Source organism: Actinomadura sp. 3N508 (assembly GCF_044326375.1).
In the GTDB taxonomy this organism is placed as follows: Bacteria; Actinomycetota; Actinomycetes; order Streptosporangiales; family Streptosporangiaceae; genus Spirillospora.
Genome location: NZ_JBIRAX010000003.1, coordinates 140743 through 166541, shown reverse-complemented (window position 1 = coordinate 166541; position 25799 = coordinate 140743). Strand labels below are relative to the sequence as shown.

44 protein-coding genes are annotated in these 25799 nt (G+C 71.1%); 38 read left to right on the top strand and 6 right to left on the bottom strand.

Annotated elements, in window-relative coordinates:
• Positions 1 to 15 precede the first annotated feature (15 nt).
• The 22 genes from ACH34S_RS12085 to ACH34S_RS11980 all read left to right on the top strand — a co-directional run bounded on the left by ACH34S_RS12085 (position 16) and on the right by ACH34S_RS11980 (position 11533).
• Positions 16 to 465: a hypothetical protein gene (locus ACH34S_RS12085; RefSeq protein ID WP_395952630.1), complete on the top strand. Its 450-nt coding sequence runs from the start codon at positions 16 to 18 to the stop codon at positions 463 to 465.
• The gene (locus tag ACH34S_RS12080; protein ID WP_395952629.1) at positions 465 to 845 is read left to right on the top strand and encodes a hypothetical protein; all 381 of its coding nucleotides are present in this window, start codon (positions 465 to 467) and stop codon (positions 843 to 845) included. The genes ACH34S_RS12085 and ACH34S_RS12080 overlap by 1 nt, the downstream gene beginning before the upstream one ends.
• Positions 842 to 1420 carry a hypothetical protein gene (locus ACH34S_RS12075; RefSeq protein ID WP_395952628.1) on the top strand — a complete coding sequence of 193 codons (579 nt, stop codon included), beginning with the start codon at positions 842 to 844 and terminating at the stop codon, positions 1418 to 1420. Before ACH34S_RS12080 ends, ACH34S_RS12075 begins: the two co-directional genes overlap by 4 nt.
• The gene (locus ACH34S_RS12070) at positions 1417 to 1701 is read left to right on the top strand and encodes a hypothetical protein (protein WP_395952627.1); all 285 of its coding nucleotides are present in this window, start codon (positions 1417 to 1419) and stop codon (positions 1699 to 1701) included. Before ACH34S_RS12075 ends, ACH34S_RS12070 begins: the two co-directional genes overlap by 4 nt.
• Before the next feature lie 79 nt (positions 1702 to 1780).
• Positions 1781 to 2629, top strand: a complete 849-nt coding sequence (locus tag ACH34S_RS12065; protein ID WP_395952626.1) for a hypothetical protein — start codon at positions 1781 to 1783, stop codon at positions 2627 to 2629.
• A 20-nt stretch (positions 2630 to 2649) separates the two neighbouring features.
• Positions 2650 to 2808 carry a hypothetical protein gene (locus ACH34S_RS12060; protein WP_395952625.1) on the top strand — a complete coding sequence of 53 codons (159 nt, stop codon included), beginning with the start codon at positions 2650 to 2652 and terminating at the stop codon, positions 2806 to 2808.
• Positions 2809 to 2881: 73 nt separating this feature from the next.
• On the top strand, positions 2882 to 3355 hold the full coding sequence (locus tag ACH34S_RS12055) for a RusA family crossover junction endodeoxyribonuclease (protein WP_395952624.1): 474 nt from the start codon (positions 2882 to 2884) through the stop codon (positions 3353 to 3355).
• On the top strand, positions 3352 to 3882 hold the full coding sequence (locus ACH34S_RS12050; protein ID WP_395952623.1) for a DUF6248 family natural product biosynthesis protein: 531 nt from the start codon (positions 3352 to 3354) through the stop codon (positions 3880 to 3882). The genes ACH34S_RS12055 and ACH34S_RS12050 overlap by 4 nt, the downstream gene beginning before the upstream one ends.
• Complete coding sequence (locus tag ACH34S_RS12045) at positions 3882 to 4187, top strand: hypothetical protein (RefSeq protein WP_395952622.1); 306 nt, start codon at positions 3882 to 3884, stop codon at positions 4185 to 4187. Before ACH34S_RS12050 ends, ACH34S_RS12045 begins: the two co-directional genes overlap by 1 nt.
• Positions 4184 to 4354: a hypothetical protein gene (locus ACH34S_RS12040; protein ID WP_395952621.1), complete on the top strand. Its 171-nt coding sequence runs from the start codon at positions 4184 to 4186 to the stop codon at positions 4352 to 4354. Before ACH34S_RS12045 ends, ACH34S_RS12040 begins: the two co-directional genes overlap by 4 nt.
• A 109-nt stretch (positions 4355 to 4463) precedes the next feature.
• Positions 4464 to 5369 (top strand): ParB/RepB/Spo0J family partition protein, encoded by a 906-nt coding sequence (locus tag ACH34S_RS12035; protein WP_395952620.1) that lies wholly within the window; start codon positions 4464 to 4466, stop codon positions 5367 to 5369.
• A complete protein-coding gene (locus ACH34S_RS12030; protein WP_395952619.1) occupies positions 5366 to 5683 on the top strand; it encodes a WhiB family transcriptional regulator in 318 nt (105 codons plus the stop codon). Before ACH34S_RS12035 ends, ACH34S_RS12030 begins: the two co-directional genes overlap by 4 nt.
• Entirely contained in the window at positions 5680 to 6099 is a 420-nt protein-coding gene (locus tag ACH34S_RS12025) for a hypothetical protein (protein ID WP_395952618.1), read from the top strand. The genes ACH34S_RS12030 and ACH34S_RS12025 overlap by 4 nt, the downstream gene beginning before the upstream one ends.
• Before the next feature lie 136 nt (positions 6100 to 6235).
• Positions 6236 to 7477, top strand: coding sequence for a hypothetical protein (locus tag ACH34S_RS12020; RefSeq protein WP_395952617.1), 1242 nt, complete (start codon positions 6236 to 6238; stop codon positions 7475 to 7477).
• Entirely contained in the window at positions 7474 to 7740 is a 267-nt protein-coding gene (locus ACH34S_RS12015) for a hypothetical protein (RefSeq protein ID WP_395952616.1), read from the top strand. Before ACH34S_RS12020 ends, ACH34S_RS12015 begins: the two co-directional genes overlap by 4 nt.
• Complete coding sequence (locus ACH34S_RS12010; protein ID WP_395952615.1) at positions 7737 to 8231, top strand: hypothetical protein; 495 nt, start codon at positions 7737 to 7739, stop codon at positions 8229 to 8231. Before ACH34S_RS12015 ends, ACH34S_RS12010 begins: the two co-directional genes overlap by 4 nt.
• A 23-nt stretch (positions 8232 to 8254) precedes the next feature.
• Positions 8255 to 8599 carry a hypothetical protein gene (locus tag ACH34S_RS12005; RefSeq protein ID WP_395952614.1) on the top strand — a complete coding sequence of 115 codons (345 nt, stop codon included), beginning with the start codon at positions 8255 to 8257 and terminating at the stop codon, positions 8597 to 8599.
• On the top strand, positions 8596 to 8988 hold the full coding sequence (locus ACH34S_RS12000) for a DUF6283 family protein (protein WP_395952613.1): 393 nt from the start codon (positions 8596 to 8598) through the stop codon (positions 8986 to 8988). The genes ACH34S_RS12005 and ACH34S_RS12000 overlap by 4 nt, the downstream gene beginning before the upstream one ends.
• The gene (locus ACH34S_RS11995; RefSeq protein ID WP_395952612.1) at positions 8988 to 9767 is read left to right on the top strand and encodes a hypothetical protein; all 780 of its coding nucleotides are present in this window, start codon (positions 8988 to 8990) and stop codon (positions 9765 to 9767) included. Before ACH34S_RS12000 ends, ACH34S_RS11995 begins: the two co-directional genes overlap by 1 nt.
• Positions 9767 to 10162 carry an antitoxin Xre-like helix-turn-helix domain-containing protein gene (locus ACH34S_RS11990; protein ID WP_395952611.1) on the top strand — a complete coding sequence of 132 codons (396 nt, stop codon included), beginning with the start codon at positions 9767 to 9769 and terminating at the stop codon, positions 10160 to 10162. The genes ACH34S_RS11995 and ACH34S_RS11990 overlap by 1 nt, the downstream gene beginning before the upstream one ends.
• A 44-nt stretch (positions 10163 to 10206) precedes the next feature.
• On the top strand, positions 10207 to 10596 hold the full coding sequence (locus tag ACH34S_RS11985; protein ID WP_395952610.1) for a hypothetical protein: 390 nt from the start codon (positions 10207 to 10209) through the stop codon (positions 10594 to 10596).
• Between the two features lie 55 nt (positions 10597 to 10651).
• Positions 10652 to 11533, top strand: coding sequence for a hypothetical protein (locus ACH34S_RS11980; RefSeq protein WP_395952609.1), 882 nt, complete (start codon positions 10652 to 10654; stop codon positions 11531 to 11533).
• Positions 11534 to 11640: 107 nt separating this feature from the next.
• Here ACH34S_RS11980 and ACH34S_RS11975 read toward each other — a convergent pair whose 3' ends face one another.
• Complete coding sequence (locus ACH34S_RS11975) at positions 11641 to 11790, bottom strand: hypothetical protein (RefSeq protein ID WP_395952608.1); 150 nt, start codon at positions 11788 to 11790, stop codon at positions 11641 to 11643.
• Positions 11791 to 11955: 165 nt separating this feature from the next.
• Here ACH34S_RS11975 and ACH34S_RS11970 point away from each other — a divergent pair, with 165 nt between their 5' ends.
• The 9 genes from ACH34S_RS11970 (at position 11956) to ACH34S_RS11930 (ending at position 16405) form a co-directional block, all read left to right on the top strand.
• Positions 11956 to 12246: a hypothetical protein gene (locus tag ACH34S_RS11970; RefSeq protein WP_395952607.1), complete on the top strand. Its 291-nt coding sequence runs from the start codon at positions 11956 to 11958 to the stop codon at positions 12244 to 12246.
• A 340-nt stretch (positions 12247 to 12586) separates the two neighbouring features.
• Positions 12587 to 12922, top strand: coding sequence for a MerR family transcriptional regulator (locus ACH34S_RS11965; protein ID WP_395953310.1), 336 nt, complete (start codon positions 12587 to 12589; stop codon positions 12920 to 12922).
• A 249-nt stretch (positions 12923 to 13171) separates the two neighbouring features.
• On the top strand, positions 13172 to 13426 hold the full coding sequence (locus ACH34S_RS11960; protein ID WP_395952606.1) for a hypothetical protein: 255 nt from the start codon (positions 13172 to 13174) through the stop codon (positions 13424 to 13426).
• 133 nt (positions 13427 to 13559) lie between these two features.
• Positions 13560 to 14078 (top strand): hypothetical protein, encoded by a 519-nt coding sequence (locus ACH34S_RS11955; RefSeq protein ID WP_395952605.1) that lies wholly within the window; start codon positions 13560 to 13562, stop codon positions 14076 to 14078.
• A 3-nt stretch (positions 14079 to 14081) separates the two neighbouring features.
• The gene (locus tag ACH34S_RS11950) at positions 14082 to 14642 is read left to right on the top strand and encodes a hypothetical protein (RefSeq protein WP_395952604.1); all 561 of its coding nucleotides are present in this window, start codon (positions 14082 to 14084) and stop codon (positions 14640 to 14642) included.
• The gene (locus ACH34S_RS11945; protein WP_395952602.1) at positions 14639 to 15073 is read left to right on the top strand and encodes a hypothetical protein; all 435 of its coding nucleotides are present in this window, start codon (positions 14639 to 14641) and stop codon (positions 15071 to 15073) included. Before ACH34S_RS11950 ends, ACH34S_RS11945 begins: the two co-directional genes overlap by 4 nt.
• Entirely contained in the window at positions 15073 to 15498 is a 426-nt protein-coding gene (locus ACH34S_RS11940) for a hypothetical protein (protein WP_395952601.1), read from the top strand. Before ACH34S_RS11945 ends, ACH34S_RS11940 begins: the two co-directional genes overlap by 1 nt.
• 11 nt (positions 15499 to 15509) lie before the next feature.
• Positions 15510 to 16118 (top strand): hypothetical protein, encoded by a 609-nt coding sequence (locus tag ACH34S_RS11935; RefSeq protein WP_395952600.1) that lies wholly within the window; start codon positions 15510 to 15512, stop codon positions 16116 to 16118.
• Positions 16119 to 16135: 17 nt separating this feature from the next.
• Positions 16136 to 16405 (top strand): DUF2829 domain-containing protein, encoded by a 270-nt coding sequence (locus tag ACH34S_RS11930; protein WP_395952599.1) that lies wholly within the window; start codon positions 16136 to 16138, stop codon positions 16403 to 16405.
• Between the two features lie 7 nt (positions 16406 to 16412).
• On the opposite strand, the gene ACH34S_RS11925 is transcribed toward ACH34S_RS11930, so the two are convergent.
• The 5 genes from ACH34S_RS11925 to ACH34S_RS11905 form a co-directional block, all read right to left on the bottom strand.
• Entirely contained in the window at positions 16413 to 16895 is a 483-nt protein-coding gene (locus ACH34S_RS11925) for a hypothetical protein (protein ID WP_395952598.1), read from the bottom strand.
• Between the two features lie 210 nt (positions 16896 to 17105).
• Entirely contained in the window at positions 17106 to 18218 is a 1113-nt protein-coding gene (locus tag ACH34S_RS11920) for a DUF3560 domain-containing protein (RefSeq protein WP_395952597.1), read from the bottom strand.
• Positions 18219 to 18292: 74 nt separating this feature from the next.
• Positions 18293 to 18790 carry a hypothetical protein gene (locus tag ACH34S_RS11915; protein WP_395952596.1) on the bottom strand — a complete coding sequence of 166 codons (498 nt, stop codon included), beginning with the start codon at positions 18788 to 18790 and terminating at the stop codon, positions 18293 to 18295.
• 25 nt (positions 18791 to 18815) lie between these two features.
• Positions 18816 to 18980 carry a hypothetical protein gene (locus ACH34S_RS11910; RefSeq protein ID WP_395952595.1) on the bottom strand — a complete coding sequence of 55 codons (165 nt, stop codon included), beginning with the start codon at positions 18978 to 18980 and terminating at the stop codon, positions 18816 to 18818.
• A gap of 338 nt (positions 18981 to 19318) precedes the next feature.
• Positions 19319 to 20068 carry a DUF2786 domain-containing protein gene (locus ACH34S_RS11905; protein ID WP_395952594.1) on the bottom strand — a complete coding sequence of 250 codons (750 nt, stop codon included), beginning with the start codon at positions 20066 to 20068 and terminating at the stop codon, positions 19319 to 19321.
• Positions 20069 to 20368: 300 nt separating this feature from the next.
• Here ACH34S_RS11905 and ACH34S_RS11900 point away from each other — a divergent pair, with 300 nt between their 5' ends.
• The 7 genes from ACH34S_RS11900 to ACH34S_RS11870 all read left to right on the top strand — a co-directional run bounded on the left by ACH34S_RS11900 (position 20369) and on the right by ACH34S_RS11870 (position 25799).
• Positions 20369 to 21079, top strand: coding sequence for a hypothetical protein (locus ACH34S_RS11900; RefSeq protein ID WP_395952593.1), 711 nt, complete (start codon positions 20369 to 20371; stop codon positions 21077 to 21079).
• A complete protein-coding gene (locus tag ACH34S_RS11895; protein ID WP_395952592.1) occupies positions 21066 to 21767 on the top strand; it encodes a hypothetical protein in 702 nt (233 codons plus the stop codon). The genes ACH34S_RS11900 and ACH34S_RS11895 overlap by 14 nt, the downstream gene beginning before the upstream one ends.
• A gap of 134 nt (positions 21768 to 21901) precedes the next feature.
• A complete protein-coding gene (locus tag ACH34S_RS11890) occupies positions 21902 to 22351 on the top strand; it encodes a P27 family phage terminase small subunit (protein WP_395952591.1) in 450 nt (149 codons plus the stop codon).
• A gap of 6 nt (positions 22352 to 22357) precedes the next feature.
• On the top strand, positions 22358 to 22921 hold the full coding sequence (locus ACH34S_RS11885) for a hypothetical protein (RefSeq protein WP_395952590.1): 564 nt from the start codon (positions 22358 to 22360) through the stop codon (positions 22919 to 22921).
• A gap of 456 nt (positions 22922 to 23377) precedes the next feature.
• Positions 23378 to 24661 carry a PBSX family phage terminase large subunit gene (locus tag ACH34S_RS11880; protein WP_395952589.1) on the top strand — a complete coding sequence of 428 codons (1284 nt, stop codon included), beginning with the start codon at positions 23378 to 23380 and terminating at the stop codon, positions 24659 to 24661.
• A 77-nt stretch (positions 24662 to 24738) separates the two neighbouring features.
• Positions 24739 to 25614, top strand: a complete 876-nt coding sequence (locus ACH34S_RS11875; protein WP_395952588.1) for a hypothetical protein — start codon at positions 24739 to 24741, stop codon at positions 25612 to 25614.
• Positions 25611 to 25799, top strand: a complete 189-nt coding sequence (locus ACH34S_RS11870; RefSeq protein WP_395952586.1) for a hypothetical protein — start codon at positions 25611 to 25613, stop codon at positions 25797 to 25799. Before ACH34S_RS11875 ends, ACH34S_RS11870 begins: the two co-directional genes overlap by 4 nt.

Below are 25799 nucleotides of genomic sequence, written 5' to 3'. Positions count from 1 at the left end.
CGACAGGACAGGAACATGACCGATTTCGCGCTGGTCGACGACGACCAGCAACTCCACGTGCGTGACGGCGCGTGGAAGCCGGAACTCGGCCCGGAGGGCTTCGACCGGGTGCCGCTGCACCCCGGCGCCGGGATTACCGCGTTCGTCAACGACTGCGGGTTCCGGCTGCCCGACAGGTACCCCCGCAACATCCTCGGCGCCCTGATCGCGATCCGGCTCGGCGCCCACATCCGGCCGCTGGCCGGGCCGGTGGTGTTCACCGGCTGGAACCCCGCCGGGTGCGGCAGCGAGATCCGGCCCCTCAACCCCGCCGACATCCAGTCCCTCACCGCCATCCACGCCGACTTCACGGCCGCGCTCAACGGCACCCACCACAACCAGGCCTGGGCGGGCAAGGTCCTGGCCGCTGCCGACCAGCTCCGCAGCATGCCAACGCCCACCATCACTCTGATCGGGGGGCTCTGATGGCGGCGCAGCCTTCCCGCCGCCGGCAGATCGCCGACGCGCGGCTTCTCCTGGACTGGCTGGAGGCCCATCCGGCGGTGCCGCTGCCAGACCTGAACCTGCCCGCGATCCTGCACAACTCCCCGAAGGCCGCGGCCGCCGTGATGAACCGGGCCTCGTCGACGACCGACACCCCGTTCCAGATCACGCCCGGCGGCGGCAAGGTCCTGCGCCGCTCCTTCGGGTCCGCCTCGTACCGGCTGGTCAGCCTGCCGCCGCCACCCGCCGCCGAGCCCACGCACCTTGTCACCCCATACGAGCCCCGCCGGACCGCAAGCGTCCGCAAACCCCAGAAGCGGCAGACCCCGCGGCCGCCCCAGACCGAAAGGCCGAGCAGATGACCATAGACGACAACGACGCGCAGGCCACCGACGCCGTCCTCGACGAGTACTGGGCGATGCACCTGCGCGCCGAGCAGGCCCAGGACAGTGCCCGCGAGGAGGCCGCGCCGTTCCAGCAGGACCACCAGCAGCGCACCAAGGACCTCGCCGAGCTGAACCGCAGGAAGGGCCTGATCGAGCAGGACATCCGCGCGCAGGAGGGGATGCTCCGCACCGTCGCCGCCCAGCTCGGCGAGCTGACCGGCCGGCAGGAGCAGGCGAGGCTGGTCAAGGAGAAGCACGCGGCGACCGTCGCGCGGATCGTCCAGGAGACCGGCCGCCCCCACCCCAAGGACCGGTTCGACCACGCCAACCGCCAGGCACTCGCCGCCCGAGCCGCCCACAACGCCCAGTTGGCCCCGCCCGCGCAGGCCCTCGCCGCACCGTCCACGCCCGAGCAGGTGCCGTCCAACCCCCCGGGCGACGCGCCGACCGGACACGGGTCGGCGGCCGACACAGTCGGCGACAGCGGCGGCGGTACGGGCGGTTTCAGCCTGTTCCGCGGCAGGCAGATCCTCAATGGGGCCAAGCCGTGACCGGCCCCAAGGGCCTACGGCTTGGCCTGATCAGGTCCCGGTGCCTTCACCAGGCCCTGACCGTCGCCGGGGCGCTCACGGCGGCCGCGGGCGTCGGCGCGATCGTCCTGGCGGTCAGCCCGTTCCTGAGCGCGCTGCCGACGGTGATCGTCGGCGTCCTGTGGCTGGTGCCCGCGCTGGCGTTCGTCGTGCGGGTCCGGATGTACGCGGGCCTGGTCCACCTCCGCCGTGTCGACGCCGGCCGCCGCTGCTACCGGCTGCTGCGCCCGCGTTCTCGCTAGCCCACCCCCGGACGGGGTTGGCCCGCCCCGACACCCCGCCCCGGGGCGGGCCAGCCTCCAACACCAAGGAACTTGCCGAGTGCTGATCGTGTACCTCACCACCCACATGGACGAGTGGCTGCACCTGGACCAGCCGGGTATGCCGCCGCTGTTCGTCAGCCACCGCAGGCTCGCGCGGCGCCTCGCTTCACGGCGCCCGCTGCGGCCTGCGGTGAAGGGGTGGGCGCTGGACTCCGGCGGGTTCTCCGAGCTCGACCTGTACAGGGGCTGGAAGACGACCCCGGCCGAGTATGTCGCCGCGGTGCACCGCTACGACACCGAGATCGGGCAGCTGGCGTGGGCGGCGTCCCAGGACTGGATGTGTGAACCGGACAAGCTCGCCAAGACCGGCCTGACCGTCCGCGAGCACCAGGCCCGCACCGTCGCGAACTTCGTTGAACTGACGCGCCTGTGGGCCGACGTGTCCGACGAGGATTGCCCGTTCATGCCGACCCTCCAGGGTTGGACCCTCGCGGACTTTCTGACCTGCTGGGACATGTACGGCGACGCCGGTGTGGACCTGACGTGGCAGGCGGTCGTCGGTCTCGGGTCGGTGTGCCGTCGCGAACGCGTTGAGGAGGTCGGCGACATCCTCCTCGCGCTCCGCGACCTCGACCCCGAACTCCCCATCCACGCCTTCGGTTTCAAAACGGTCGGTGTCCGCCGGTACGCCGACCTGATGGACACCTGCGACTCGGGCGCCTGGTCCAAGGGCGGCCGGAAACGCCCCGACCCCGTATGCCCCAAGCGCAGCTGCTCGAACTGCCTGCACTACGCCCTCGACTGGTACGCGCGCGTCACCGGGTCCCTGGCGTTCATCCCCGACCCGATCCAACGGTCCATCTTCCCCGCCAGCACCCTCGACGCGGCGGCCGGCCCTACGCCGTGAACAACGCACAGGAGATCACCTTGACCGGTCCCAACGGCTTGCAGATCCTCCAGAAGGCCGCGGAGGTCGTGTTCGACGCGGCCGTGAAAAGCACCCGGTTGCAGGTCGCCACCGACTACCGGCCCGTCAAGCCCGCCACGCAGGCGGGCTGCGCACAGAGCGACGCGGCCGATGGTTGACCGGCTCGGCTCGGACACGGCTGGAGAACAGCCGACGCGCCGCCCTCACGGCGGCAGGGAGGGCCGGGCGCCGGTGACCGTCACCGTCACCGGAACGCCGGCAGGGCAGGGCAACCTCAGCGCCGGCAGGCACGGGAAGCTGTACCACTCCAACAGCGCCGAGCTGAAGACGTGGCGGACGCTGATCCAGGTCGCTGCCGTCCGCGTCTCCGGCTACCACCCGCTCACCCTGTTCGGCGCGCGGAAGACGTGCATGCGCTGCGGCAAGAGGGCCGCCGAGCACGGCCTGTTCAGCGGGCCCGTCGCTCTGGACGCGGTAGTGGCGCTCGCCCGGCCCCCCTCGGTCACCCGGCCCTACCCCACCAGCCGCCACCATTCCGACTGGGACCACCACGCCCGTGCCCTCGGCGACGCCCTCACCGGCGTGCTGTACGCCGACGACTCGCAGATCGTGGACGGCCACGTCCGCCAGGTGTACGTGGACGGCCCCGGCTGCCCGCTCCCTCGGCCCGGCGCGCGGATCACGGTTTCGGAGATGCCCCGGTGACGCACCTCGACACCATCGACTGGGAGCGGCTCCGCGCCCTCCCGGCGCTGTGCCTGCACCGCACCCTGCTGCTCGGCCTCGCCGACCCGGTACCGATGCCCTCGCCCATGAGCGAGGCCGAAGGTGCGTGGGTGCGTGAGCACGTGTGGCCCGCGGCGATGCGCGGCCTCGACGCCGGGTACCCGTTCGGGTTCCACCGGTGGTGCTTGTGCCAGCACGGCACCTGCTGGAACTGCCTCAACCGGCGCTGCGACCTGTGCGTACACCGACAACAGCGCGGCCCGGACGTCGACGACCGCGACCCGTCCCACTGGATCACCGGACCACGCGGAGCCGTGATCGCGCCGATCGTGCTGCGCGAGGGGCAGCAGCCATGCCGGTGGGTGTGCCGCTGCCCGTGCGCCAAGACCGGGCCCGCCCCACGAAACCCACGGCCCTGCCGCGAAACCGGCCCGGCCCGCTCGCCCGAGCGGGTGCCCCAGGCCGAGCCGGGGCAGCCGGCACTGTTCACCCTGGAGATGCCCTGATGAACGACCTGGCCGTGGTCAGCGTCGCTGACCTTGCCGTATGGACCGCTCTGGTCGTCGTCATGACGGTGACCCTCATCGGCCTGTGCTGGTCGGCGGTCCGCCTCCGCCGCGAAGCCACCTGCACGCGTCTCCCGGCCTACCACACGCCGGCCACGGCGATCGAGGAGATGGCAGGCCACCCCGAGGGCCCCGGCACCCTGCCCGACCCCGTGGAAGAACGCGCCTTCGGCGCCATCGCCGACCGCCTCCTCCAAGACGCCGACCTGGCCGCCGCACTTCACGACCTCGGATGGCACGAATGACAGTCCAGACTTTGGGGCCCCGGGGGTGGGCGCAACGCCCCTCCGGCCTCCTCATCCCCGCCGGAACGCAGACCGCAGTCCGCGGGCAGCCCCCGCAGGCCACCGCGCAAGGCGGCGTCGGCGAGACCGACGCCGAACAGGTCCAGCTGGGCCTGTTCGACAGCTGAGCCGGGCGCCCGCCGCCGTGCCGGATGACCCCGCGGCCGCGGGCGCCCACCACCCCTCACGGAAATGGGAAGGACAGGACGGATGCCTCATGCTCCAGCATCGGAGGTTGTGCGGCGGTTGAAGGCCGGTGCCACGACCATGCAGGTGGCCGAAGCCTGCGGGTGGCCACGTCAGCGAGTCCTCGCCGTCATCAACGGCCAGCGGGGCTGGCTGCTGAACCCGTCCACGGACCGAATCGAGCAACTGGCCAACCGGGACGTCCCGATCGCCAAGACCGCCCCGGCCGGTGCCGCTGAGGCGCGGTCGGTGCTGCCGCTGGGGCCGGTGGTGATGGTTCCGATCGAGCTGATCGAGCCGCATCCCCACAACCCGCGCAGCACCCTGGGTGACCTGGAGGAGCTCACCGACACGATCCGCCGGCACGGGCTGCTGCAACCGCTGCTCCTGGAACCGCACCCCACGAGAGCGGACGCATACCGGGTCCTGATCGGGCACCGCCGCCGCGCCGCCGGGCACCTTGCCGGCAAGACCGCACTGCCCTCGGTGATCCGCCCCGAGGTGATGTCGGCGGACGAGGCGGTCGAGACGATGCTGATCGAGAACGACCACCGCGAGGACCTGAACCCCATGGACCGGGCGGCGGCGTACGGGAGACTCGCGACGCGTGGCCTTTCACCGTCCGAGATCGCGCAGCGGGCGCACCGGGCGGAGTCGACGGTGCGGCGGCACCTGGCGCTGCTCGACCTGGACCGGGCGTCACAGGACCTCGTCCGCGCCGGCGAGTTGACGGTCGGCGACGCCACCGCGGCGGTGCGGTCCACCCGCAAGAAGCTCGGTGGGCGGCCGTCGCAGCAGCTGAGGATGGAACCGCCCTACCTCGCCGACACGCACCGGCTCGCCAAGGCCGCCAGGGAACGCTGCGAGGACCGCGACCATTCCATGCGCCCGAAGGTCGGCAAGGTCGCGTGTGGGCAGTGCTGGGAGGTCGTCATCCGGGCCGGTGGCCCGTCATGACGATCCCGACCCTGGACAAGATCCACTACCGGTCCGTGCGGCCCCAGCCGCGGCCCGGCCCCGATGCCCCTCCGGCACCATGCAGCCTCACCCCTGACTTTTGGTGCGTCCGCGGCAGGGAGGACGAGGCGATGGCGGGGTGCCGCCGCTGCCCGATCCTGCGGGACTGCCACGCCTGGGTCCTCGGCCTGGCCCAGGCGCAGGACTCCGGCGGTGTCGTCGCCGCGATGACCGCCCGGACCCGCGCCGCGATCCGCAACAGCGACCGGGCGGCGGCCATGCATGAGCGTCGACGGGCGCGGGAGGGCCGGTGACCGAACCGGTCGACGAACGCGACGTGCGGCTGCAGGCCCGCCTGCCGGCCGTCACGGACATCATCTGCCTCGTCCGGGACCTCGACCCTGATGGTGTGAAGGACTGGTGCGCACGCCACGGCGTCATCGACCCGGCTGCGCAGGAACTCATCGTGCTGCTGGCCGCGATGGTCCCCGCCGATCGGCCCATCGACGACCTTCTCGCCTGGACGTGGGCGACTCCCGCCCCGTCCGGGGCGCGTGTGGTGCAGATGCTGCGCCGCTGCTCGTGCTGCGGCTCCGAGCTGTCCCTCGCCCAGTTCTGGCGGGATCGCACCAAGCCGCTGGAGCGGTCGTACCGCTGCATCGGCTGCATGCGCACCTACCGCGAGCACGGTGCCTGCGAGCACCCGGCCCGGCGCAGGGACAGCGGGTGACGGCCGCCAGAGCGCCGTAGAGCGCCAGGGGGCGAGGTGCGCCCCGCTAGTTCTTCATCCACGTAAGGGCCTCAGGACCCATAGGAAGGGCCACGAGTGACATCGCGTACGGCGCGCGGCGAGGGGACGGTGGCGCATGCCCTGGCTGCGCGATTCTGACGACTACACCCAGAGGGCCGAATGGGATGGCGTCTCCTACGAGGCGCGGTGGCATTACAGGGCGATGGTGGAGTACTGCTCGCGGTCTCACCGATGGGACGGGCGGCTGACGCTGGAGCAGGCCCGCCGGGTGTCGGACGTCCCGGACCCGGACACGTGCATCGCCGAGCTGGAGGCGATCGGCTACGCCATCGTTACGCGTAATGCGCCTGTGGATAACCCCGCCCAGACCGGAAGTGTTACGCGTAACGTTACGTCACATGTGACGTCACAAAGTCCGTCACATGTGACGCTCGGGACCGTCACCCTGCCCCGGATCGACGAGCACATTCCGCCGCGCGGGATGCGCGACAACGCCTCGAACTCCAAACTGCGGATGCAGCGAAAAAGGGCGCATGACCGGGGCGAACACCACCTGTGCCTGCCGAAGCGCTGCCCCCATGCGACACCTCCGGACGACCCTCCCGGCGATACGCGTAACACCCGAACCGTTACGCGTAACCCCGGGACGGGACGGGATAGATCTGTCAGTCCCCGCGTCGAGAGCAACGAAGACGCCAGCAGCAGCGGCAACGAGATCAGTCAGTCCGGTCCGGTGGGGGGTGCGGGGGGAGGTGCGCGTGACGTTACGCGTAACAAGCCTCATCGTGGCGAGCCCCGCGGAGAGTTCGGCGAAGCCGTCCAGGACCGTCGAGGCATCCGCTGGCTGAGCGAGAACCTCCACGCCGACGACCAGGCCGCAGCACTCACGGTCCGGCAGGTCCGCGCCGACGCGCACGCGCGAGGCATCCCGATCCACAACTTGCCGGACTACCTGGCGGCGATGCACAAGAACGGCGACCTGGAGGACATCGTCATGGCCGCCCAGGACCGCATCGAAGGCCGCACCCACCCCTGGGGGAGCGCCGAGCCGGACCCTGCGGCCGAGGACGAGCACCCGGACTTCCGCGTCATCGACGGCCGGCCCGTGAGCCCCCGCGCCCGCCGCGCCGCCATCGACGCCTGCCCCCGCTGCGACCACAACGGCCTGACCCGCGAGGACAAGCCGCGCCGATGCGATCACCGGCCGCCCGGGCTCGGTTCCCAGCCGCCCCTCCTCAACCCGGTCCGCGACCAGGAACCCGGCAAAGAGGGTCTTCCCGCCGCCGACGACCGCCGGGATGCACGCGCCGTCCTGGACCGCGCGAACGACGACCGCGCCCGAAGGAAGCACGGATGACCAGGCCCCCCCGGCGCACCCTCAAGATCGCCGCCGCGGCCGGAACCGCCGCCGTCCGCATCCTGAACCGCTACTTGCCCCGAACAGGCGCCAACGGCCGCCACCGCCCCACACAGCCGTGCCCCGAGATCCGCATCGAGTCGGCGGAGCTGAGCCGACGCGACCGCCACGAACTCGCCGCCGGCCTCGCCCGCCTCGCCCGCCTCACCGACAAACACGACGACCCCGCAGCCGCCGCCCGCCACCTGTGGGGCGACCGGTGACCCGACACCCGCGCCCGACCCTCGCCGCGACCGACTCCCACACCTGCCTGAAGTGCGGCAGACCGATCCACAAATCCAAAGAGTGGTTCGTCGGCGACGACTGCGCGGGCAAGCTCGGCCCGGACCGCGTCGAGGCCCTCCGCCTCTACGCCGAACAGCAGGTCGACCCCTTCACGATCCCCGCCGGGCAGCGGCCGCCGTCGCCCCAGGCACGCCTCAACCACCACAACGCCCGCGCCGCCGCCGACCCCGGCCAGCTCCAGCTGTGCCGCCACGAGAACCAGGCGGGCCGGTGCGGATCCTGCCGCGACGAAGCCAAACCGAAAAACGCATCCAAACGGATCATCCGCGTGATCTGCGCCCAGCCCCTCGACCAGCGCCGCGCCGAGCGGACCGCCGTCGTGGCCGCCCGAGCTCCCGCACCACCGCGGCGCGCGCCTCCTGCCGCCACGCCCACCCCCGCACGCCCCATCCAGACCGCGCTGATCTGACCCGCGACAACGAACAGGAACCGATGAGCACCTTCACCGCCGCAGAGCGCGAGGTTCGCGCCGAACGCGAACGCATCCAAGCCCGCTGGGGCGAACAGAACCACCCCGACGGCACCGGCGGCTTGCTCGCCGCCGCCCACCGCGACACATCCCGAGAGTGTTGCCAGCGGGCCGCCGCCGCAGGCAACGTGACCTGGCGACTGATCCTCGCAGAAGAGGTGGCCGAGGCGTTCGCCGAAGACGACCCGGGCCAGCTCCGTGGGGAGCTGGTCCAGGCCGCGGCCGTCGTCCTGGAGTGGATCGACGCGATCGACCGCCGCAACACCGGGACGGCCCCGCCAGCGACGGCGACCGGCGGCGCCGAGTGAAACCCACCCGGCACGCGGCGGACGACGGCACGCCGCCCCCCATCGAGCGGTGCGCCCGGCCATGCCGCACCTGCCCGTGGCGAGTCGACACAGCCGGCCGCATCACCTACGCCAACCTCGCAGAGTACGCCGCGGGCACCATCGGCGGCCCCGGTGAGGAGGCGCCGCTCGGCGCACCCATGTTCGCCTGCCACGCCGTCGAGGGCCGGCTGTGCGCCGGGTGGCTCGCCGTCGCCGGCCACGAGCACCTCACCGTCCGGTTCGCCGTCGCCGTCGGCGCGCTCCCCGCCACCGCCCTCGCGCCCGGCGCCGGCTGGCCGGAGCTGTTCCCCACCTACCCGGCGATGGAATCCGCGCACCGCCACGCCCCGACCCCCACGGAGACCTGATGCCCGAACACCACGACCACGACTTCGTGAGGCGAATCAACCTGGCGCTGCTGACCGGCGCCGCGAACCTCGACACCACACACCTGGCCGCCATCACCGGCCTGCCGTCCGGCGTCGTCGGCACCGTCCTGACAAACCTCGAGGTCGACAACCGCGCCGAAGGGAAGTGGCGCGACGGAGTCCGGTACTACCGCCTCACCCCCGCCGGGCTCCGGCGCGCGCACCAGGCGTTCGACCTCGAACTCGTCGCCCTATCGCCCAAAACCACTGAGATCCCGACCATGACCCGGGCGCAGATCACCCGCATCATGAGCGAACTCTTCGGCTTCCCACTCGCCGACCCCGCCGCCCGCGGCCAGCTGTACCTCGTCGACGTCGACGGGACGGTCGCGCTCCGCGACGAAACCCGTCCCGACGTCCGGCACCCGTTCGCCTGGGACCGGGTAGGGGAGGACCTCCCCAACCGGCCGGTCGTGTCGATCGTCCAGGCGCTCGACGCGGCCGGACGCCGAGTCATCTACCTGACCGGCCGGTCCTCGGTGTGCCGCGCCGAAACCGCGGCATGGCTGGCCGCGAACGTCGGCGTCCCCGGCGAGGCCCTGCTGATGCGGACCGTCGAGGACTACCGGCCCGACACGGTCGTCAAGCGGGAGCTGTACGACCAGTTCGTCGTGCCGGTCGGCCCGGTCACGGCGGTACTGGAGGACCGGGCCAAGGTCGTGGCGATGTGGCGAGACCTCGGCCTCACCGTCCTGCAATGCGCGGAGGGCGACTTCTGATGGAAACCACCGACCGGACGGTGCTGGACGACCGGGAACGTGCGGCGCTCACCGCGATCGCGATCGGGCTGCCTCAGGAGCAGGCGGCACGACGCGTCGGCCTGTCCACGCGAACGTTTCGCCGCGTGCTGGCCGGCGCGGCGGAGAAGCTCGGCGCGACCGAGACCATCCACGCCGTGGCGCTCGCCGCCGCCACCGGGCAGATCGACCACGCTCACATCCAGGCCCGCACCAGCCCCCTCTACCCTGCGCCCATCCCGAAGGACGTGCGCGCGTGGGCCGCCGAGCGAGGCGTCCACTGCCCGCCACGCGGCCCGATCCCCTGTGATCTGCGCAGCCAGTACGAGGCGGATGTCCTGTCCAGCCGGCGGCACCGAGCGAAGGCGCACCGTTGAACACCCAATGCACCACGAAATGCGCTGTCTGGGCCCATCGGGCCTTGGCGGCGGCCGCCTTCATCGGCATGCTCGGCGGCGGGTTCGCGGTCGCCGCGTGTGTCGCCCAATCGGCTCTCGGGTTCCCGGTGAACACGGCCAGCCTCGCCAGCGGCTTCGTCAGCCTGCTACTCGGGATCATCACCCGCGAACGTCTCCGCGGAACCAGCGGCGGCGTGAACGCCGAGCACTCGCAGACAAGCCGGGACCTCGAAGCAGAGGCCGACGCGGCGCGCCGGGCCGACGAAGCCGACTTCGACCGCCGGATCGCCGCCGCGGAATGCGACGCCATCGGCCACGTCCCGCCATCCGCGACGCGCGACGCGATCTTCTCCTGGGGGAGCGAGGACCGATGCTCGCGGTGCGGGGCCCGCGCCCGCCTCCCCACCTCATGAACCGGCCCCGGCCAGGGGCGGCGACACCGCATCCACACCAAGAGGAGGGAAGCCAATGAACCACAGCACCTACGCGGGCGACGACCGCAGGCCATGCGCGCGGGGGACCCGCTGCGCGTCGGCGTCGATCGTCCGGGAGGGCGGCCACACCCTCCGCCAGCCCGCACCCACCTACCGGGCGTTCTGCGACGCGGACCGGGCCGCGCTCGTCCGCGCCATCAACGCCCTGCCCGTCCTCTACGACACCGCCGTGGCGCTACTCGGTGATCACCCCAAGGCCCGGCAGGACACCGGCGCTCGCCCCACCGGACGCCTGGCGCCACCCATCCCCGTCAACACCGGCATGGACGAAATGATGGGCAGCATCCACCATCTGCTGGCGTCCTGGTACGAACGGGTCGACGCCGTCGCCGGCGGCCGCGGCTACACCACCGCGCAGACCGGCCGGATGAACCATCGGACCGGTATCCAGCGGATGGCGTGGTCCCTCGCCGAGCGGGTCGACGCGCTGCTGGCGTTGCGGCCGGACGCGATGATCCGCTACATCACCCTCGAAGAGGCCGACAACCTCCCCGACGGGGTGATGGTCCGCCGCCACTACGACGCCGGCTACGCCGCATCCTTCCCGGCGCTGGACGGCGGCGACGCCGGCAACGAACTCCTCGACCTGGCCTTCCGCGCCCGGCGCCGCCTCGGCCTCTCCAGCTCCGACGTGGACCTGCCCGTCCCCTGCACACAACCGGCATGCGGCGAACGCGGCCACATGGTCCGCCCTGACGGCGCCGCAGGGCTGGAGGATCACGTGATCTGCCGGTCCTGCGGCCACCGCTACGAGGACACCCCCGGCGACCCTGCCTTCACCGATGTGATGCGGGATGTGGCCGCCTGGAACGCAGCTCGGAGCAAGAAGAACCCGGCCAAGGGCCTCGCATCATGACCGGGCCGGCAACTGCCCGGCCCTTCCCACGCGAACGGGACGGCCACCCCTGGCTGGGGTGGCCGTCCCGATGCTCAGATGCCCCGATCAGTTCAGGCCGGTCATGATCAGGACTGCTTGAGTCCCTCGTCCACGGCGCACTGGTCGTGCGCGGTGATGGACTCACCGCCCTTGATGTACTGGCTGGCCTCCTCACCGGCTTCGGTCGAGCCTGGCTTGATCGGCTCCCCGCAAAGGCCGCATTCTTCCTGGTCCATTTTGTCTCCCTGGTTGGTGCTTGCCCCAAGCGTATGGCAATCAAATAATCATGTCAAGTCAAGTGGGCTTGAGTTGATGGTCTGCCGGTGGGGGAGAGGCCGGCTCGTGGCAGATTGACGCCTGCCCCGTCTCTCCGGCGGGTCCTGGACCTTGGAAGGACGCCGATGGCGACGCAGGAAGCCCTCACGCCCGAGTACGTTGCGGCCCTCGCCACGGCGTTCGCTGACGCCGTGGCCTCCACGTCACCCGATGAGCCGTTCCCCGACCGGGCCCGTGCCGCGCTCGATCGGCTGCCCGACCGGGTCGTTCAGCAGCTCGGCGACGCGGCCGCCGCGCTGGTCACCCTCACCCGCGAACGCCTGAACCCGCCGGCGCCGGGGAAGATCCGCCTCGAATTCCTGCCCGATCCGCCGCACGTCGCGGACGCTGTCCGCCGAGCCCGCCGAGGGTACTGAATGGCCCGGAACACCCCCAAGGCCGGAATCGCATTCTGTCCGCCCCGCCAGCGACAATGACGACTACCCCGCCGCCCCACCCGCCACGTCACATCGAGGAGTCGTGCTGTCTACCGCTGCGGGCCCGCGCCTCTCGGGGCCCGGCACCGAAGACGGACTGTTCGTCGACGGTCCGATGCTCCAGCCGCTGCTGCCCGTGATGCACATCGTCCACCCCGACGCCGATGGTTGGGTCTGCGTCCGACCAGCGCATGCCGGGCAGTCCTGCACCAAACGGCTACCCGCCTCCCCACAACCCGCATGAGCGAAGATCAGCCTGCCGCGTTGACAACGCTCTGACCTGCGGTCCAAACTAAGAATCGCTTGGAACACCTTTGCCCTCAGCCCGACACGCCGGCTGGGGGCATTCGCGCGTCCAGGGGGTGATCCCATCCAAGGCCCCGACGGCGAGGAGTATTGGACGACCAAGCAGGCGGCTGAAGCGATGGAAGTCTCACCGTCCACGATCAGCACCTGGCGGACGAACGGCTACCTGAAACCCGCAGACGGGTCACCGCCCCGCCGACCCCTCTACCGCCGCGCCGACGTCGTCAAGGCCGAGAAAGCCGCCTACGACGCCGCGGTACGTACCAGCGGCAGCGCGAAACGCACCTCCCGCGCGGCCCTCGCCGGCTGACACCGAACCTCCAGGCTGCGCACCCCCTCGGGCTTCAAGACCAGGGACGAGTGCGCCGCTCCGGACGAACCTTTCACGAGGCGGACGTCCGGAGATCACGCGGCCCCTTCGACCCCGGAGTCCTAGCGGGGGGTTACGGGGCGAAGGGGCCGCACCCGCCCGCGCAACACCACCCCGACCCCGCCACCACGCGAAGGAACCCGCGATGCCCGACAACACCCACGCCTCCGCCGGCGAGCAGCAGCCGGCATGAGCCGCGCATCCCTGCCCCTGAAAGTCGTGCTGGACGACCTGACCATCGCCGAGGTCTCCGTCACCTGCGAGATCAGCACCGAGTGGGAAGAGACCGACGCCGACACCACGCCGCCGGTACGGCGCGTGAAGGCCACCATCCACTCCTCGGTGCTCGCCGACAACGTCGCCGACGCTCTCCGCAAACTCGCCGCCGCCCTCGAAGGCACCGAGCTTTCGCCCCGCGAACTGCGCCCGCGCCCCGCCCCCTGATCGCACCCCCATCACCACCCCACGCCGGGGCGGCCCGCCCCAGGTCGAGCATGCGGCACCCACGCAGGCGTGCCGCACCGGGGACGGCCGCCCTGGCACCCCTCTCCTTCCGCCCGCAAAGGAACCCTCACCCATGCACCCCGACGACGTCGTGCGCGAGCTCGACAAGGTCACACACGCGCTGGCCTGGACCCGCAAGCACCTCACCAGCACCAACGAGGCGAACGCGGCCCTGCACATCGCCGACACCGTCCTGTACTCGCCGCTCACCCAGGCCGTCACCCGCGCCACCGAATCGGTCGCGAAGATCCGCGCGCATCTCGAAACCCTCGCAGAGGACGAGCCCCGCGGCGACCGTGACGCATGCGGCACCGTCTCAGGCGACGACACCGCCGCGGCCGACCCCGCCCGGGCACGGTCTTTCGCCGACATGTGGACCGACCTGGACCGCTGCCCCCACGGCCGCCACGAAGGCGACACCTGCACCGGCTGGACTGGCCCCGGCGTCTACCAGGGCGGCTGCGAGGGCGGCGTCTCCCTCGGCAATCCGCACATCCAGACCGGCTCACACGTGGGGTTCGACTACACCGCCCAGCCGTACGTGATGCCCGAGCGGGCCCGCCGCCACGACCCCGAAGCGTGGAGGGCCTGACCGATGCGCATCTACTACGACTGCGAGTTCATCGAGGCCGGCCCGGACCACCCGATCGAACTCGTCTCCATCGGCCTCGTCGCCGACGACGGCCGCGAGTTCTATGCCGTCTCCTCCGAGTTCGACACCCGCCGGCTCCTCGCCAACCCCTGGCTGGTCGCCAACGTGTGGCCGTCGCTGCCGCAGCGGCAGGACCCGCCCGGCCACCGCTGCCGCTGCATACACGGGCACCTGGACCTCGACCACCCCGACGTGCAGCCCCGCGCGCAGATCGCCTCCGCCGTCCACACGTTCATCGCCGCCACCCCCGACCCCGTCCTGTGCGCCTGGTACGGCGCCTACGACCACGTCGTGCTGTGCCAGCTGTGGGGATCCATGGTCGATCTGCCGCCCGGCGTGCCGATGTGGACCTACGACCTCCGCCAGGAGACCGAACGGCTCGGGAACCCGCAGCTGCCCGAGCAGCCGGAAGGGCTCCACAACGCGCTCGCAGACGCCCGCCACAACAAGGTCCGCGCCGCACACCTCGACCGGCTCGCGCGAGCGAAGGACTCCGGGCGGTGAAGACGGTCATCTGCGCGCTGAACGCCGCCGACGCCGACCAGGCAGCCCGCGCCCTCAACATCGCGGCCGGCGACCGCGTGTTCCTCCACCAGCTCGACCGGCTCGACGGCGCCGACACCTTCGACGTGACGGTCACCGCCGACTTCGCGCGCCGCCCCGACGCGCACCAGGCGTGGCGGGATCTCCTCCGCGCCGCCGAACGCGCCGCGAACCCGCCGGAACTGCCGCCGCAGCCGCCGCAGGTCAACGCCGTCTACACCACCGCCATCGATGACCGCGCCGTGGACGCCCTCGCCGCGCTGATCGAGCCCTTCGCCGACGCCACGGGCCGCACCGTGAAAGTGCGGGACGCCGCCCGCACCTTCGCGATCGTCCTGGACCGGCTCCAGCTGGCCGACCAGAACGCGCTCGACCGCGAGGGTGGCGTCTGATGCTGACGGTCGTGTGCGCCTTCGACCACGCCCAGGCCATCACGGCGGCGCGAGACTACGGCATACCCCGCCGCGACCTGATCGTGGCGGACAACGACAGCAAACTCATGGGCCTGACCAGGTTCGACGTCCTGGCCGTGACGGGTTTCATCACTCGCCGCGACTCCTTCGACCTGTGGGCGCTGCTCCGGTACCGGTTCGAGCGCGGCCGCGCCGATCCGGCCGACGGGCCGGTCTTGCCGGAGTACCCGCCGGGCGGCACGGTCCTGTACCGCGCCGGCGGCGACCCGGCCGCCGACGCGGTCGCCGCGCTCCTGCGGCCCTTCGCCACCGGCACTCCGCCTTCGGTGCCCGTGGACACCGCCGCCACCGTCGTCGCCAGCCATCTCAGCCGCGACGGCGCAGGCTGGCCGTCGAAACGGTGAAAGGGGGAGCGGTGCGCCACCAGCAGCACGAGGAGCAGGAACCCGACCGCCGCACGCGCCGCATCATCGACGCCGTCGCCGCCGCACTGCCCTCCGGCCCGTCCGCGCTCCGGCGGGCACTCTCCCCGCTGCGGCTCGCCGCGGCGGCGATCCGCGCCGCTGCCCGCCTCGCACGCCGGATCCCACCCGACCGGCCCCCACACGCCGCCAGGACCGCGGCCGCCCGCAACCAGCGGTCCGCGCGCTGGTACCGGGCCTGGTACCTGGTCAACGCCGCCCGACGCTTCCACACCGCCATCACGACCCGCCCCCGGCGCCAAAGCGTCGCCGACGCGGTCCGCCAAGCCATGCCCACCGAACTGCGGTACCTGCGGCAGCACCTGGCCGCCCAGGCCAACCGCCGCCGCACCGCCACCGAGGTCGACCGCCTCGCCGCCATCTACGGGGACCGCCTCGGCTGGTCCACAGTCCACGACGGTTCCACCACCGCCGACTGCCGCCACGCCCACCGCCAAGACTTCCTCGTCTCAAACCCCCCGCGGATGGGCCTGCCCGGCGCGGTACACCCGCGCTGCCGATGCCGGCCCGTACGCCCCTGGGGCACCCGCCTCCTGACCTGAAAGAGAGTGACCCACGCATGCACTTCGGAGAAGCACTCGAACGGCTCCGCGACGGCGAACGACTCGCCCGCGACGGGTGGAACGGCCGAGGCATGTTCATCGTGCTCCAAGCCGGCTACCCGAACGGCATCCCGATCAACGCCAACACGGCGCAGGCCGCCGGGATCAGACAGGGCACCGTCTGCAAGTTCCGGCCCTACCTGATGATGTTCACCGCCGAACGTGACTTCGTGCCGTGGGTCGCGTCTCAGACCGATCTGCTCGCCGCCGACTGGACCACCGTCTGACCAGGGTTCAGGTCGTGGCGGCGAGGAGGTCCTCGCCGCGGATCTCCCGGCTGCAGTGCGGGCACAGGGCGGGCAGTTCCAGGCTTCGCCTGCTGCGGGTCTTCGTGCCCTCCGGGAGGTCTTTCCGCCGGACCGCCTTGCCGCAGTGAGGGCAGTCGCCGGGCAGCTGGAGCGTGCGCGGCGCGCGAGGCGAGTAATTCCCTCCCGTGCCCTTGGGACGGCCCGCGCCGAAGCCCTTACCGGGCTTGCTCGCATCCCACTCGCGGTAGGTCGCCATCAGCCAGAACGGGCTCCGGCCGATGGTCCTGTCCTCTTCCGGCATGTCACCGGGCCGCGCGTCGGGCGTGCCGCGCCGCGCGTTGTGCCGGGACCGGTTCTGCTGCACCGTCGCCTTCGACACGCCCTGCAAGGCCGCCCACACGTCGACACTGACCAGGGCCTCAGCGGGGATCTCGTCCCGGTTCTCGGGGATCTCTTCCGCCGACTGCAAGACAATATTCCCGTCAAGCTCCATGGGGGCAGAATACTGCGCGGCCACGCGGGCGCAGCCCCTGCGGGCCGGAACCGGTCTCGCCAGAGCCGTACCCGGTACGCGTCGACCGGCCACCTGCCGTACCCGTGCCTTCATGCTCGTCTCCTGCCTCTCCGGGAGGCCCGGGGGTTCCCACCCGCAGGGAGGAACCCCCGGGCCCGTGGGGGGTTACCCGGCCTGGGGCTCTGCCGGCTGCGCCAGCTTCGCGGTCATCTCCTCCGCCGACATCCGGCCCTGAACGTCGTCATAGGGGAACCGGTCGGTGTTCAACCGGCCGCCGCTCTGATGAGCCTTGGTCGCCGCCTCGACCGTCAGCACCTTCAAACTGAACATGTAGTGCTGCCACGGCACCGTCAGGGTCTTGGGGTTGACCCGGATCACCTCGAACCAGCGGCCCCGGTGCAGCGCGAAGTCGCCCTTGGAGAAGTCCGCAGGCCCCCACACCTTGGCGCCCTCGGCCTCCAGGCGGGCGACGTGGTCCCGCCAATAGGCCAGCTGCCCGGCAGTCTGCTCGCGCGTCGTCCGCAACCGGACCACCCCAGGGGAGTCCGGCACCGGCACCGGCTCGCGGCGCAGCAGCCGCCGCCAGAAGGCCCGCAGCCTGTCCGCCCGCCCGTCCGGGCCGGCATCGGCGGCGCGCTCCGCCGCTTCGGCGAGCCGCCGGTCCAGCGACCGGAGTTCGGCGTCGAGCTTCTCGATCCGGCGGAGCGTCGTCGGCAGCGCCTCCCGCCGGTCCTTGTACTTCTCCGCAGCCGCGGCCCGCGCCGCCCAGTACTCGCCGCGCTGCATGTCCTTGACCGCGATGCCGTCGCTGCGCCACAGCTTCCGCAGGAAGTTGCGGTGCCGCCTCTCGGAGTGGTGCCCGACCAGGATCGGCTGCCCCATCGGGATGTGCGATGCCCGCTCCCGGTTGCGCGCCCACCGGGCTTCCCCTGCCTGGGCGGCGCGCACGCCCCGCGACCCGTACCGCTCGGCCCGGGTCTCCGCCCGCTCGTTCCGCTCGGCCTCCGCCTCGGCGAAGTTCCGGCCGGGGGAGGCGTCGTCGATCTCCACGGTGACGGTGTGGCCGGCCGCGGTGAGTCGCTGCTCGGCGTCGCGGATGACCCAGGACTTGGATACCCGGTCCCGCGAGTGCGGGAGATACCAGGCACCCAGGTTCCGGGAGAACCGGAACCCGCACCCGCCTTTGCCGCCGAGGATCTTCCCGGTCCCATCACCCTGCTCGGTACCGTGCACCAGCGTGCCCTCGGCCAAGCCGTGCGTGATCTTGATACTTCCCATGCTGGAGAAAACTCCTGTCTGTTGAGGGGGTGGGCTCCGCCCGGGCGGGCGGACGGAGCCCGGCTATTGGGGGGTCAGGCCGCGATCTCTTCAGGGGCCTGTTCGCGGGACCGCTGCTTGAACTCCGAGTAGGTGACCCGCGGCCGCATCTCCCAGAAGGCCAGCAGCTCCGGGCTGGCGTACTTGCGCGCCCGCGCCCACTGCCCGGAGAACAGCGACATCGGGTCGACCCCCAACGCCCATCCCTCCTTGGTCAGGAGGTGCCCCCGCGTGTGCTCCTCGGCCATCTTGTAGTGCGCTTCGAGCCACAGCGCGTAGGCGTCCTTGTACTCGGCCTCCTTGATGCGTCGCCGTTCTTTCCGCGCCCGCTCCTTCCTTGCCTTCTCGTTCACCAGGTCGCGCCGCGCCGCCTCGCCGAGCACCACGGCGGCCAGGTGCGGGCGACGGTCGACCCACTCCTGGTACTTGCCGGCGAGTTCGTCATCGGTGAGGGCCTGGAGCCGCTCGGGCCGGATGGCCCGCCGGGCGGGGCTGAGCAAGTGGGCCAGCGCGGTCAGCTTGGTCTTGATCATGAGCAGGCTCTTTCAGGTCAGCGGGCTAGGAGAGCAGGTCGGTGGTGCCGCAGGCGTCCGGCTCGGGGAACAGCGCGTCCTGCTGGTAGTCGGCCTCCGGGCCGGCCTCGATGTCGAAGTCACGCGCGCCCATGCCCAGCCAGGACCGGCCGCCACCGGGCTCCGCGTCCGGACCGTCACCGATCTCCATGTGTCCTCCCGGTTCTTGCCTTGCTTGCTTCCAACACCCCCAACTTATGGCAATCCAATAATCAAGTCAAGTTATCCGGGAGAAATAATGAATGGCCACAGTTTGACCTGTGACCGCCTGATACCGCCCCCGCCATCCCCGGTGACCCGGTAGCTCTCAAGGGCCCTCACAGGCCACTACAGGGCCCGTGCCCGTCCGTCCCCGTCCCCTTGCCCGTCCCCGTGCCCGTCCGTCCCCGTGCCGCAGCTCTTCCCCCGGTAGCCGGCTGCCGGGGGTCGCGGTGAGTGCATGCGAAAACCCCCGGCAGGAGGACCCTGCCGGGGGTGGGAGCCGGTGGCTCAGTCGAGAGCGCGGCGGGTGCCGCTGGCGCCACCGTTGACCCGGGTGTCCCCGATGTCGGTGTTGCGCCCGTCCCTGGCACCCCGGCGGATCGCGTCCGCGTTCTGGATGCGCTGCCCCTTCAGGGGGACCGTGTTGGGGAACTGCTGCCGGAACCAGTTCCGGATCCGGTCCGCCTCGGTCTGAAGCACCAGGGCGTTGCCGGGGGCTTCGTCAGCCAACTCCCCGACCCGCTCCCGGATCTTGGCGGCCAGCCCACCCCCGTAGCCCCGGATGTAGTCCCACACCCACTGGTCGACCGCGTCCCCGACCTGGCCGTAGGACCAGTGGGGGTTCTGGCGCCGGAGCTTCGCCTCGTACTCGTCGCCCGCCTTGTTGGCGGAGCCGATCATCTGAATCTGAACGCTGGCGATCAGGATCTCAATGCCGCCCAGGAGGGAGCGGGTCCCCACGACGGTCAACTCGCCGGTGTAGGAGTTGTAGAGAGCCTCCGCGCCCATGGCCTTGATCATCGGGGAGACGGCCTCGCACATCACCGTCCCGTGGTCGATGGACAGTTCGACCACCAGGAGGGTGATCTCCTCCGGGTCGTCGCCGCGCGTCTCCCGGATGTGAGCCTCTTCGATGCCCTTGGCCTTCATCAGCTTGGCCGCCAGGGCCATGTACGCCTCGGCCTCCGCGGGCGACGTGTTGGGGTGCTCCGCCTTGGCGAGCAGCGCCTTGATCTTGCCGACGAAGTCCTGAGCCATCTTGACCTCCGGGTGGTGGTGGCCGGGACCCTGTGTCCCTGCCGATGACCACAACAATATGGCAAGGCAATAATCATGTCAACTCTGACATGAAATATGATCCTAACCAGGGAGTACTGCCGACCGCCCCCACCCCTGCCTGTGCCCGCTACACAGCACCACAGGACAGGTCCCGCCAGGGACTGACCTCTACTGCCGTCCGCCGGTCCCTGGCAGGTTGAAGGGCCGGACAGTCCTGCCAGTGGCAGGATCCGGCCAGAGATCTACACAAACACAATCCGACTTGATAAGAATATTTGCATGCCTGTGATTGAGATTGAGGGAGTCACTCCCTCCGCCATCCTCCGTAAGGAGCTGGCAGAGGCCGGCAAGCCGGTCCTGCTCAGCTTCAGCCGCGGCAAGGACTCCCTCGCGGCCTGGCTCGCACTCCGTGACGCCGGTGTGCAGGTGATCCCGTACCACCTGTACCTGATCCCCGGCCTGAGGTTCGTGGAGGAGTCACTCGCCTACATGGCCGACTTCTTCGGCTGCGACGGGCCCATCCTGAACCTGCCGCACCCCTCGCTCTACAGGTGGCTGAACGCGCTGACCTTCCAGCCGCCCGAGCGGTGCCACGTCATCGAGGCCGCGAAGCTCCCGGAATTCACCTACCGCGAGCTCAACGATCTCGTGCGCCGGCACTACGGCCTGGGCGACGACTCGTGGGTGTGCGACGGTGTGCGCGCCGCGGACTCCCCGAACCGCCGCATGGCCCTGAAAAGCCACGGCCCCATCAACGCCAACGCCCACACCCAGAAGGTCGTGTGGGACTGGCGCAAGGCCGACGTCATAGGCGCCATCGAAACCGCCGGCGTCCGGCTACCGCCCGACTACCTGTGGTTCGGCCGCAGCTTCGACGGCCTCGACCGCAGGTTCCTGGCCAAGCTCAAAACGTACGCGCCCGAGGACTACCAGCGAGTGCTGGACTGGTTCCCGCTCGCAGATACGGACCTGTACCGTGCCGATCTCTGACGAGGTGCGCCGCCGCCTGGAGGCCCTGGGCGGCCGCGGCACCACCGCACCGGCCGCCGAACCGCCCGCCGACCCCGATCAGCCGCAGTTGCGGCCCGGCGACGAAGACGCCACCCCCGAGGAACTCGACAAGCGACTGGGGTTCCGCGCCCGCGCACGCCGCGAGGACGAACGGTTCCGCCTCGCCACCGACTCCGAATTCTGGGTCGCCCTCTGCTTCCGCGACCCGCAAGACCCCGCCCGGTTCTGCCGAGCCACCGGAACCACCCCCGACGGCCGCTACGTTCCCGGGCCCCGCCTCGCCGAGGTAGCCGGAAGGACCATCTTCCAGAACGCGCGAGACCGCGCCAAGGCACTCCTGGCATCCCGAGCCCTCCCCGCAACCGGAGAGTCGGTCACCGACCGCCTCACCGCCACCCCACACCCCGACCCACTAGCCGGCCTCACCGGCCAGGGCGGCTTTCAGCAGGAATGCCTGGACGAACTGGCCGCCCTCCACGCCGCATTCCAGACCCCCGACGCCGCCCCCACCAGCGTCCTGGACTCCCCGCACTGGCTCGCCGCGGTGTTCCCCTCCCGCGAAGCCAAGGACCGTTTCCTCACCGACACGGGCCTGGACATCCTCGGCGACAAGTACCTCGACGGCCACCAGGCCGCGAGCATCCTGAAAATCCATCTAGGGAAATGAGGACCCCAAGATGCGGAACCGAATCCGAAACGCCTTCGGTGGCCTGCGCCGCCGAGGCACCGGCGACAGCACGCCGCCGCCGTCCCGCCGCGCGGCTCCGCCCGAGCGGGCGAGGGCCTCGGGCACCTGATCCGATGACCAAGCGCGGCAACCGCCAGCCTGGCCAGGAGGCTCCCGAATCAGCCGCGCTCCAGCTACTCGACGGGGGCGGCACCAACACCACGGTGCCTGCCCCCGTCGACCCGCCGGACTGGCTGTCCGACGAAGCCACCACCATCTGGCACACCCTCGCCCCCCGCACCGCCCCCGGAACCCTCACCCAAGGCACCGCCCCCGCCTTCGCCCTCCTCGCGACAGCCCTCGCCACCTACATCGACGCCGACCAGATGATCCAGACCGCCGGCGTCCTCATCGCCGAAGGCCAGGGCCTCGCCCCCAACCCAGCCCTCTCCATCCGGGACCGCGCCGACGCCGCCGTCGGGAAGTGGGCGAAACTGTTCGGCCTGCTCCCCGACGCCCGCACCGCAGCACCCGCCACCCCCGAGCAGCCCCGCACGCTGCCCCACCTCGTCGAAGGCGGGTGATCCCGTGTGCCCCCACGCATCGACGACGACACCCGCACCAAGATCCTCAACGCGATCAAGGCCGGGAAACTCTCCCGCAACGCCATAGCCCGCAAGCACGGCGTCAGCGTCGGCACCGTCACCAACATCGCCAAAGCCGCGAACCTCACGTCTGCGTTTGACCGGTCAAAAGGCAAAAACGCGCGCGCACGCGAGGCCGCCAAGTTCGACGCCGAACATGCCCGCGCGCGTCTGCTGATCGACCTGTACGGCGACGCGCAGCGGCTCCGTGAGCGGGCCTGGTCGCCGTACACGCAGATCGTGACCGGGCCCCTCGGCCCCGAACTGGTCACCACCAAGCTGCCGCCGCTACGCGACCAGCAGGCCGCCTATACGGCCATGGCGATCACCCTCGACAAGGCCCTGAAGATCGAGGCGCTCAACACCGGCGACGGTGCCGAGAAGGGCAAGACGATGATCGGAGACCTCCGCGCCGCGCTCGGCCTCGCCTACGAGGCGATCGAAGCCCAGGAGGACCAGGAAGCGCAGGAGGCCCAGGACACCGGCGAGGGGGCGGCGCCGGCCGAGTAATACGGGTTGCCGCGTTTCCGCAGGTGGCATCCGAGCGACCTGCGGAAATGCGGTGAGAGGTTGGGGGAGCGCGGGCCTGAGACGGCGGCATTAGCGACCGCCTCGCTTCCCGCGAGGTCGCACCAGGTCACTGATGCACTGGAGCACGAGTTTGAGTGCGGCTCGCGCGTCTCGACGGCGAGTGCTGTCAGCCGACCACACGGCGGGGAGTAGAACGCCCCCCAGGATTGTGACCACCACGAGGGTGATCAGCGCCATCACCCAGATCGAGCAGGTTGCCGCGAGAGCGAGCAGAGCGGTCGCTCGTCCTTCGAGGCTAATCAAACACGGGTCATGGCCTGCGGACCTCTTTCTCTACGAAGAGAGCCGACGACCTGTCGTCAGTGTATGCATCCGCAGCCACTTGCCAAATGAGGCCCGCATCGGTGTCTGAGGGCACAGGCAGAGGGGGTGCGCATGCCCCTCGCGGTCGACCTGGATCGCGTTACCGGTGTGATGTCCCGCAAGCAGATCCGCTCGATCGTCGAGTCCGAGCGGGTGAAGATCTCCCTGTGGGAAGGCGCAGTCTCCTCCGGCAAGACGATCGCGAGCCTGGTGGCGCTGCTGATCGCGGTGGCGCAGGCACCCGAGAACGGGCTGATCTTCATCGTCGGCCGCACCCTCCAGACGGTCGAGCGGAACATCATCGAGGTGCTGATGCAGCCCCTCGGCCCGTTCGGGCCGCTGGCCCGCTACGTGGACCACACACGCGGCTCGAACGTCGCGACGATCTTCGGCCGCACCGTCCACCTGGTAGGCGCGTCCGACGTCCGCGCCGAGGGCCGCATCCGCGGCGCCACCGCCGCGCTGATCTACATCGACGAGGCCACCCTCGTCCCCGAGGGCTTCTGGACGATGTGCCTGTCGCGTATCCGCGTGCCGGGCGCCCGCATCATCGCCACCACCAACCCCGACGGGCCCTCCCACTGGCTGCGGAAGAAGTTCCTGCTCCGCGAGCACCAGCTGAACATGCGCAGCTGGCATTTCGTGCTCGACGACAACCCGTTCCTCGAAGAGTCGTTCAAGAACGAACTCCGAGCCGAATACGTGGGCCTGTGGCACCGGCGGTTCATCGCGGGGGAGTGGTGCCTGGCCGAGGGCGCCGTGTACGACATGTGGTCGGAGGACCGGCACGTCGTCACCGCGCTCCCCGAGATCACGATGTGGCCGGCGTGCGGCATCGACTACGGCACCTCGAATCCGTTCGCCGCGGAGATGATCGGGCTCGGCGTCGACGGCCGCCTCTACCTGACCAACGAGTGGCGGTACGAGGCGAGGGTCACGCGCCGGCAGCTCACCGACCCCGAGTACTCCGCCAGGCTGCGGGACTGGGCCGCGAACATCCCGATCCCCGGCACGACCGCGCGGGGTGTCCAACCCCGCTACTGGGTCGTGGACCCGTCCGCCGCATCGTTCATTCAGCAGCTCCACCGCGACAAAGTCCGCCCGACCCTCGCCGACAACAGCGTCCTCGACGGGATCCGGCTGCTGTCGTCCCTGCTGGCGACCGACCGGCTCCGCGTCCACGAGTCCTGCACCGGCTGGATCGAAGAGGTGCCCGGGTACACGTGGGATCCCGACCAGGCCGAGAAGGGCCTCGACGAACCGATCCAGGTCAATAACCACTCGCTCGACGGCGGCCGGTACGGGGTGAAGACCACCGAGTTCCTGTGGCGCCCCCACCTCGCTCTCGCCGCCTAACCCGGCGGGTGCCACGTTTTCCGCAGGTCGCATCCGAGCGACCTGCACAAACCCGCGTTCCCCTGGAAGGACCCGCGATGCCCCAAGACCCCGCTGACGCCGCGCCCGCCGGCCCGCCCCGGCACGGGCGGCTCCCCGCAGCGCCGGACCGGCGCCCCTATCAGCTGCAGCCGTCGGCCGACGGCGAGATCGTCCACGTGGCCACCAGCGCCACCGGCCGCTGCTACCGGTACAGGTGGCGGCAGATCGGATGGCACGGTCAGTCCGGCGCCCTGTACGCCCTGGGCGACGACGCCAAGCCAGGCGACCACGAGCCCGGCTCGTTCGCGCCGCTGTACCTGCTCGTCGACCGCGACGAGATCGAGGACCCCGCCCCGGATGAGACCGGCGAGCTCGAACGGTTCCGGCTGGAGGGGGACGAGAACTGCGGCGTCGCGCTGCACTGCCGCGACTGCGACCGAGGCGGCCGCCCCCTGGCCTACCTGACCGGCGTCGGCGGCGGCTACGACCACCCGGAAGTCGAGGAAACCGACACGATCATGGGGCTCCTCACCTACGCCGACGTGCACGCCTGGCACGCCCACGGCTGCCCGCCCTGGTTCAACCCCTACAGCCGCGCCCGGTTCGACCTCGCCCGGCGCGGCGCCTGGACCGTCCAGCGGATCCCGCACGAACCCCGCCCGGTCGGCCCCCGCATCCAGGACGGGATGATCCGCCGCGATGCCGGCGACTCCACACCGGCCCACGCGCGCCGGTACGCCGCGCAGCTCCTCGCCGCCGCCGACGAAGCCGAAAACCGCGCCTACCCGGGGGCCCTGCCCGTACCGGTCATCGAGCGGGACGAGGCGCGGCCCGGTGAGGTCCTCGTAGTGTCACCTCCGGTCGCCCCCTGCGACCCCGGCCCCAACCGGGCGGTGATCGCCCGCAAGGTCGGCGGCGAGCCCCGGGAATGAAACTCGTGCTCCGGCTCCTCGGACGGGAGGTCCTGGCCGTCGAGCTCGACACCGAACCAGACGCCCCGGACGCGGGCCTCGCGCCGCCGTTCGGGTTCTCCGGCAGCGGCGGCGGGCACGTCGAGCGCGCCGACACCTGGCCCATCGAAGCCCCCGCGCCGGGCGGCCGGGCGGTGAGACGATGA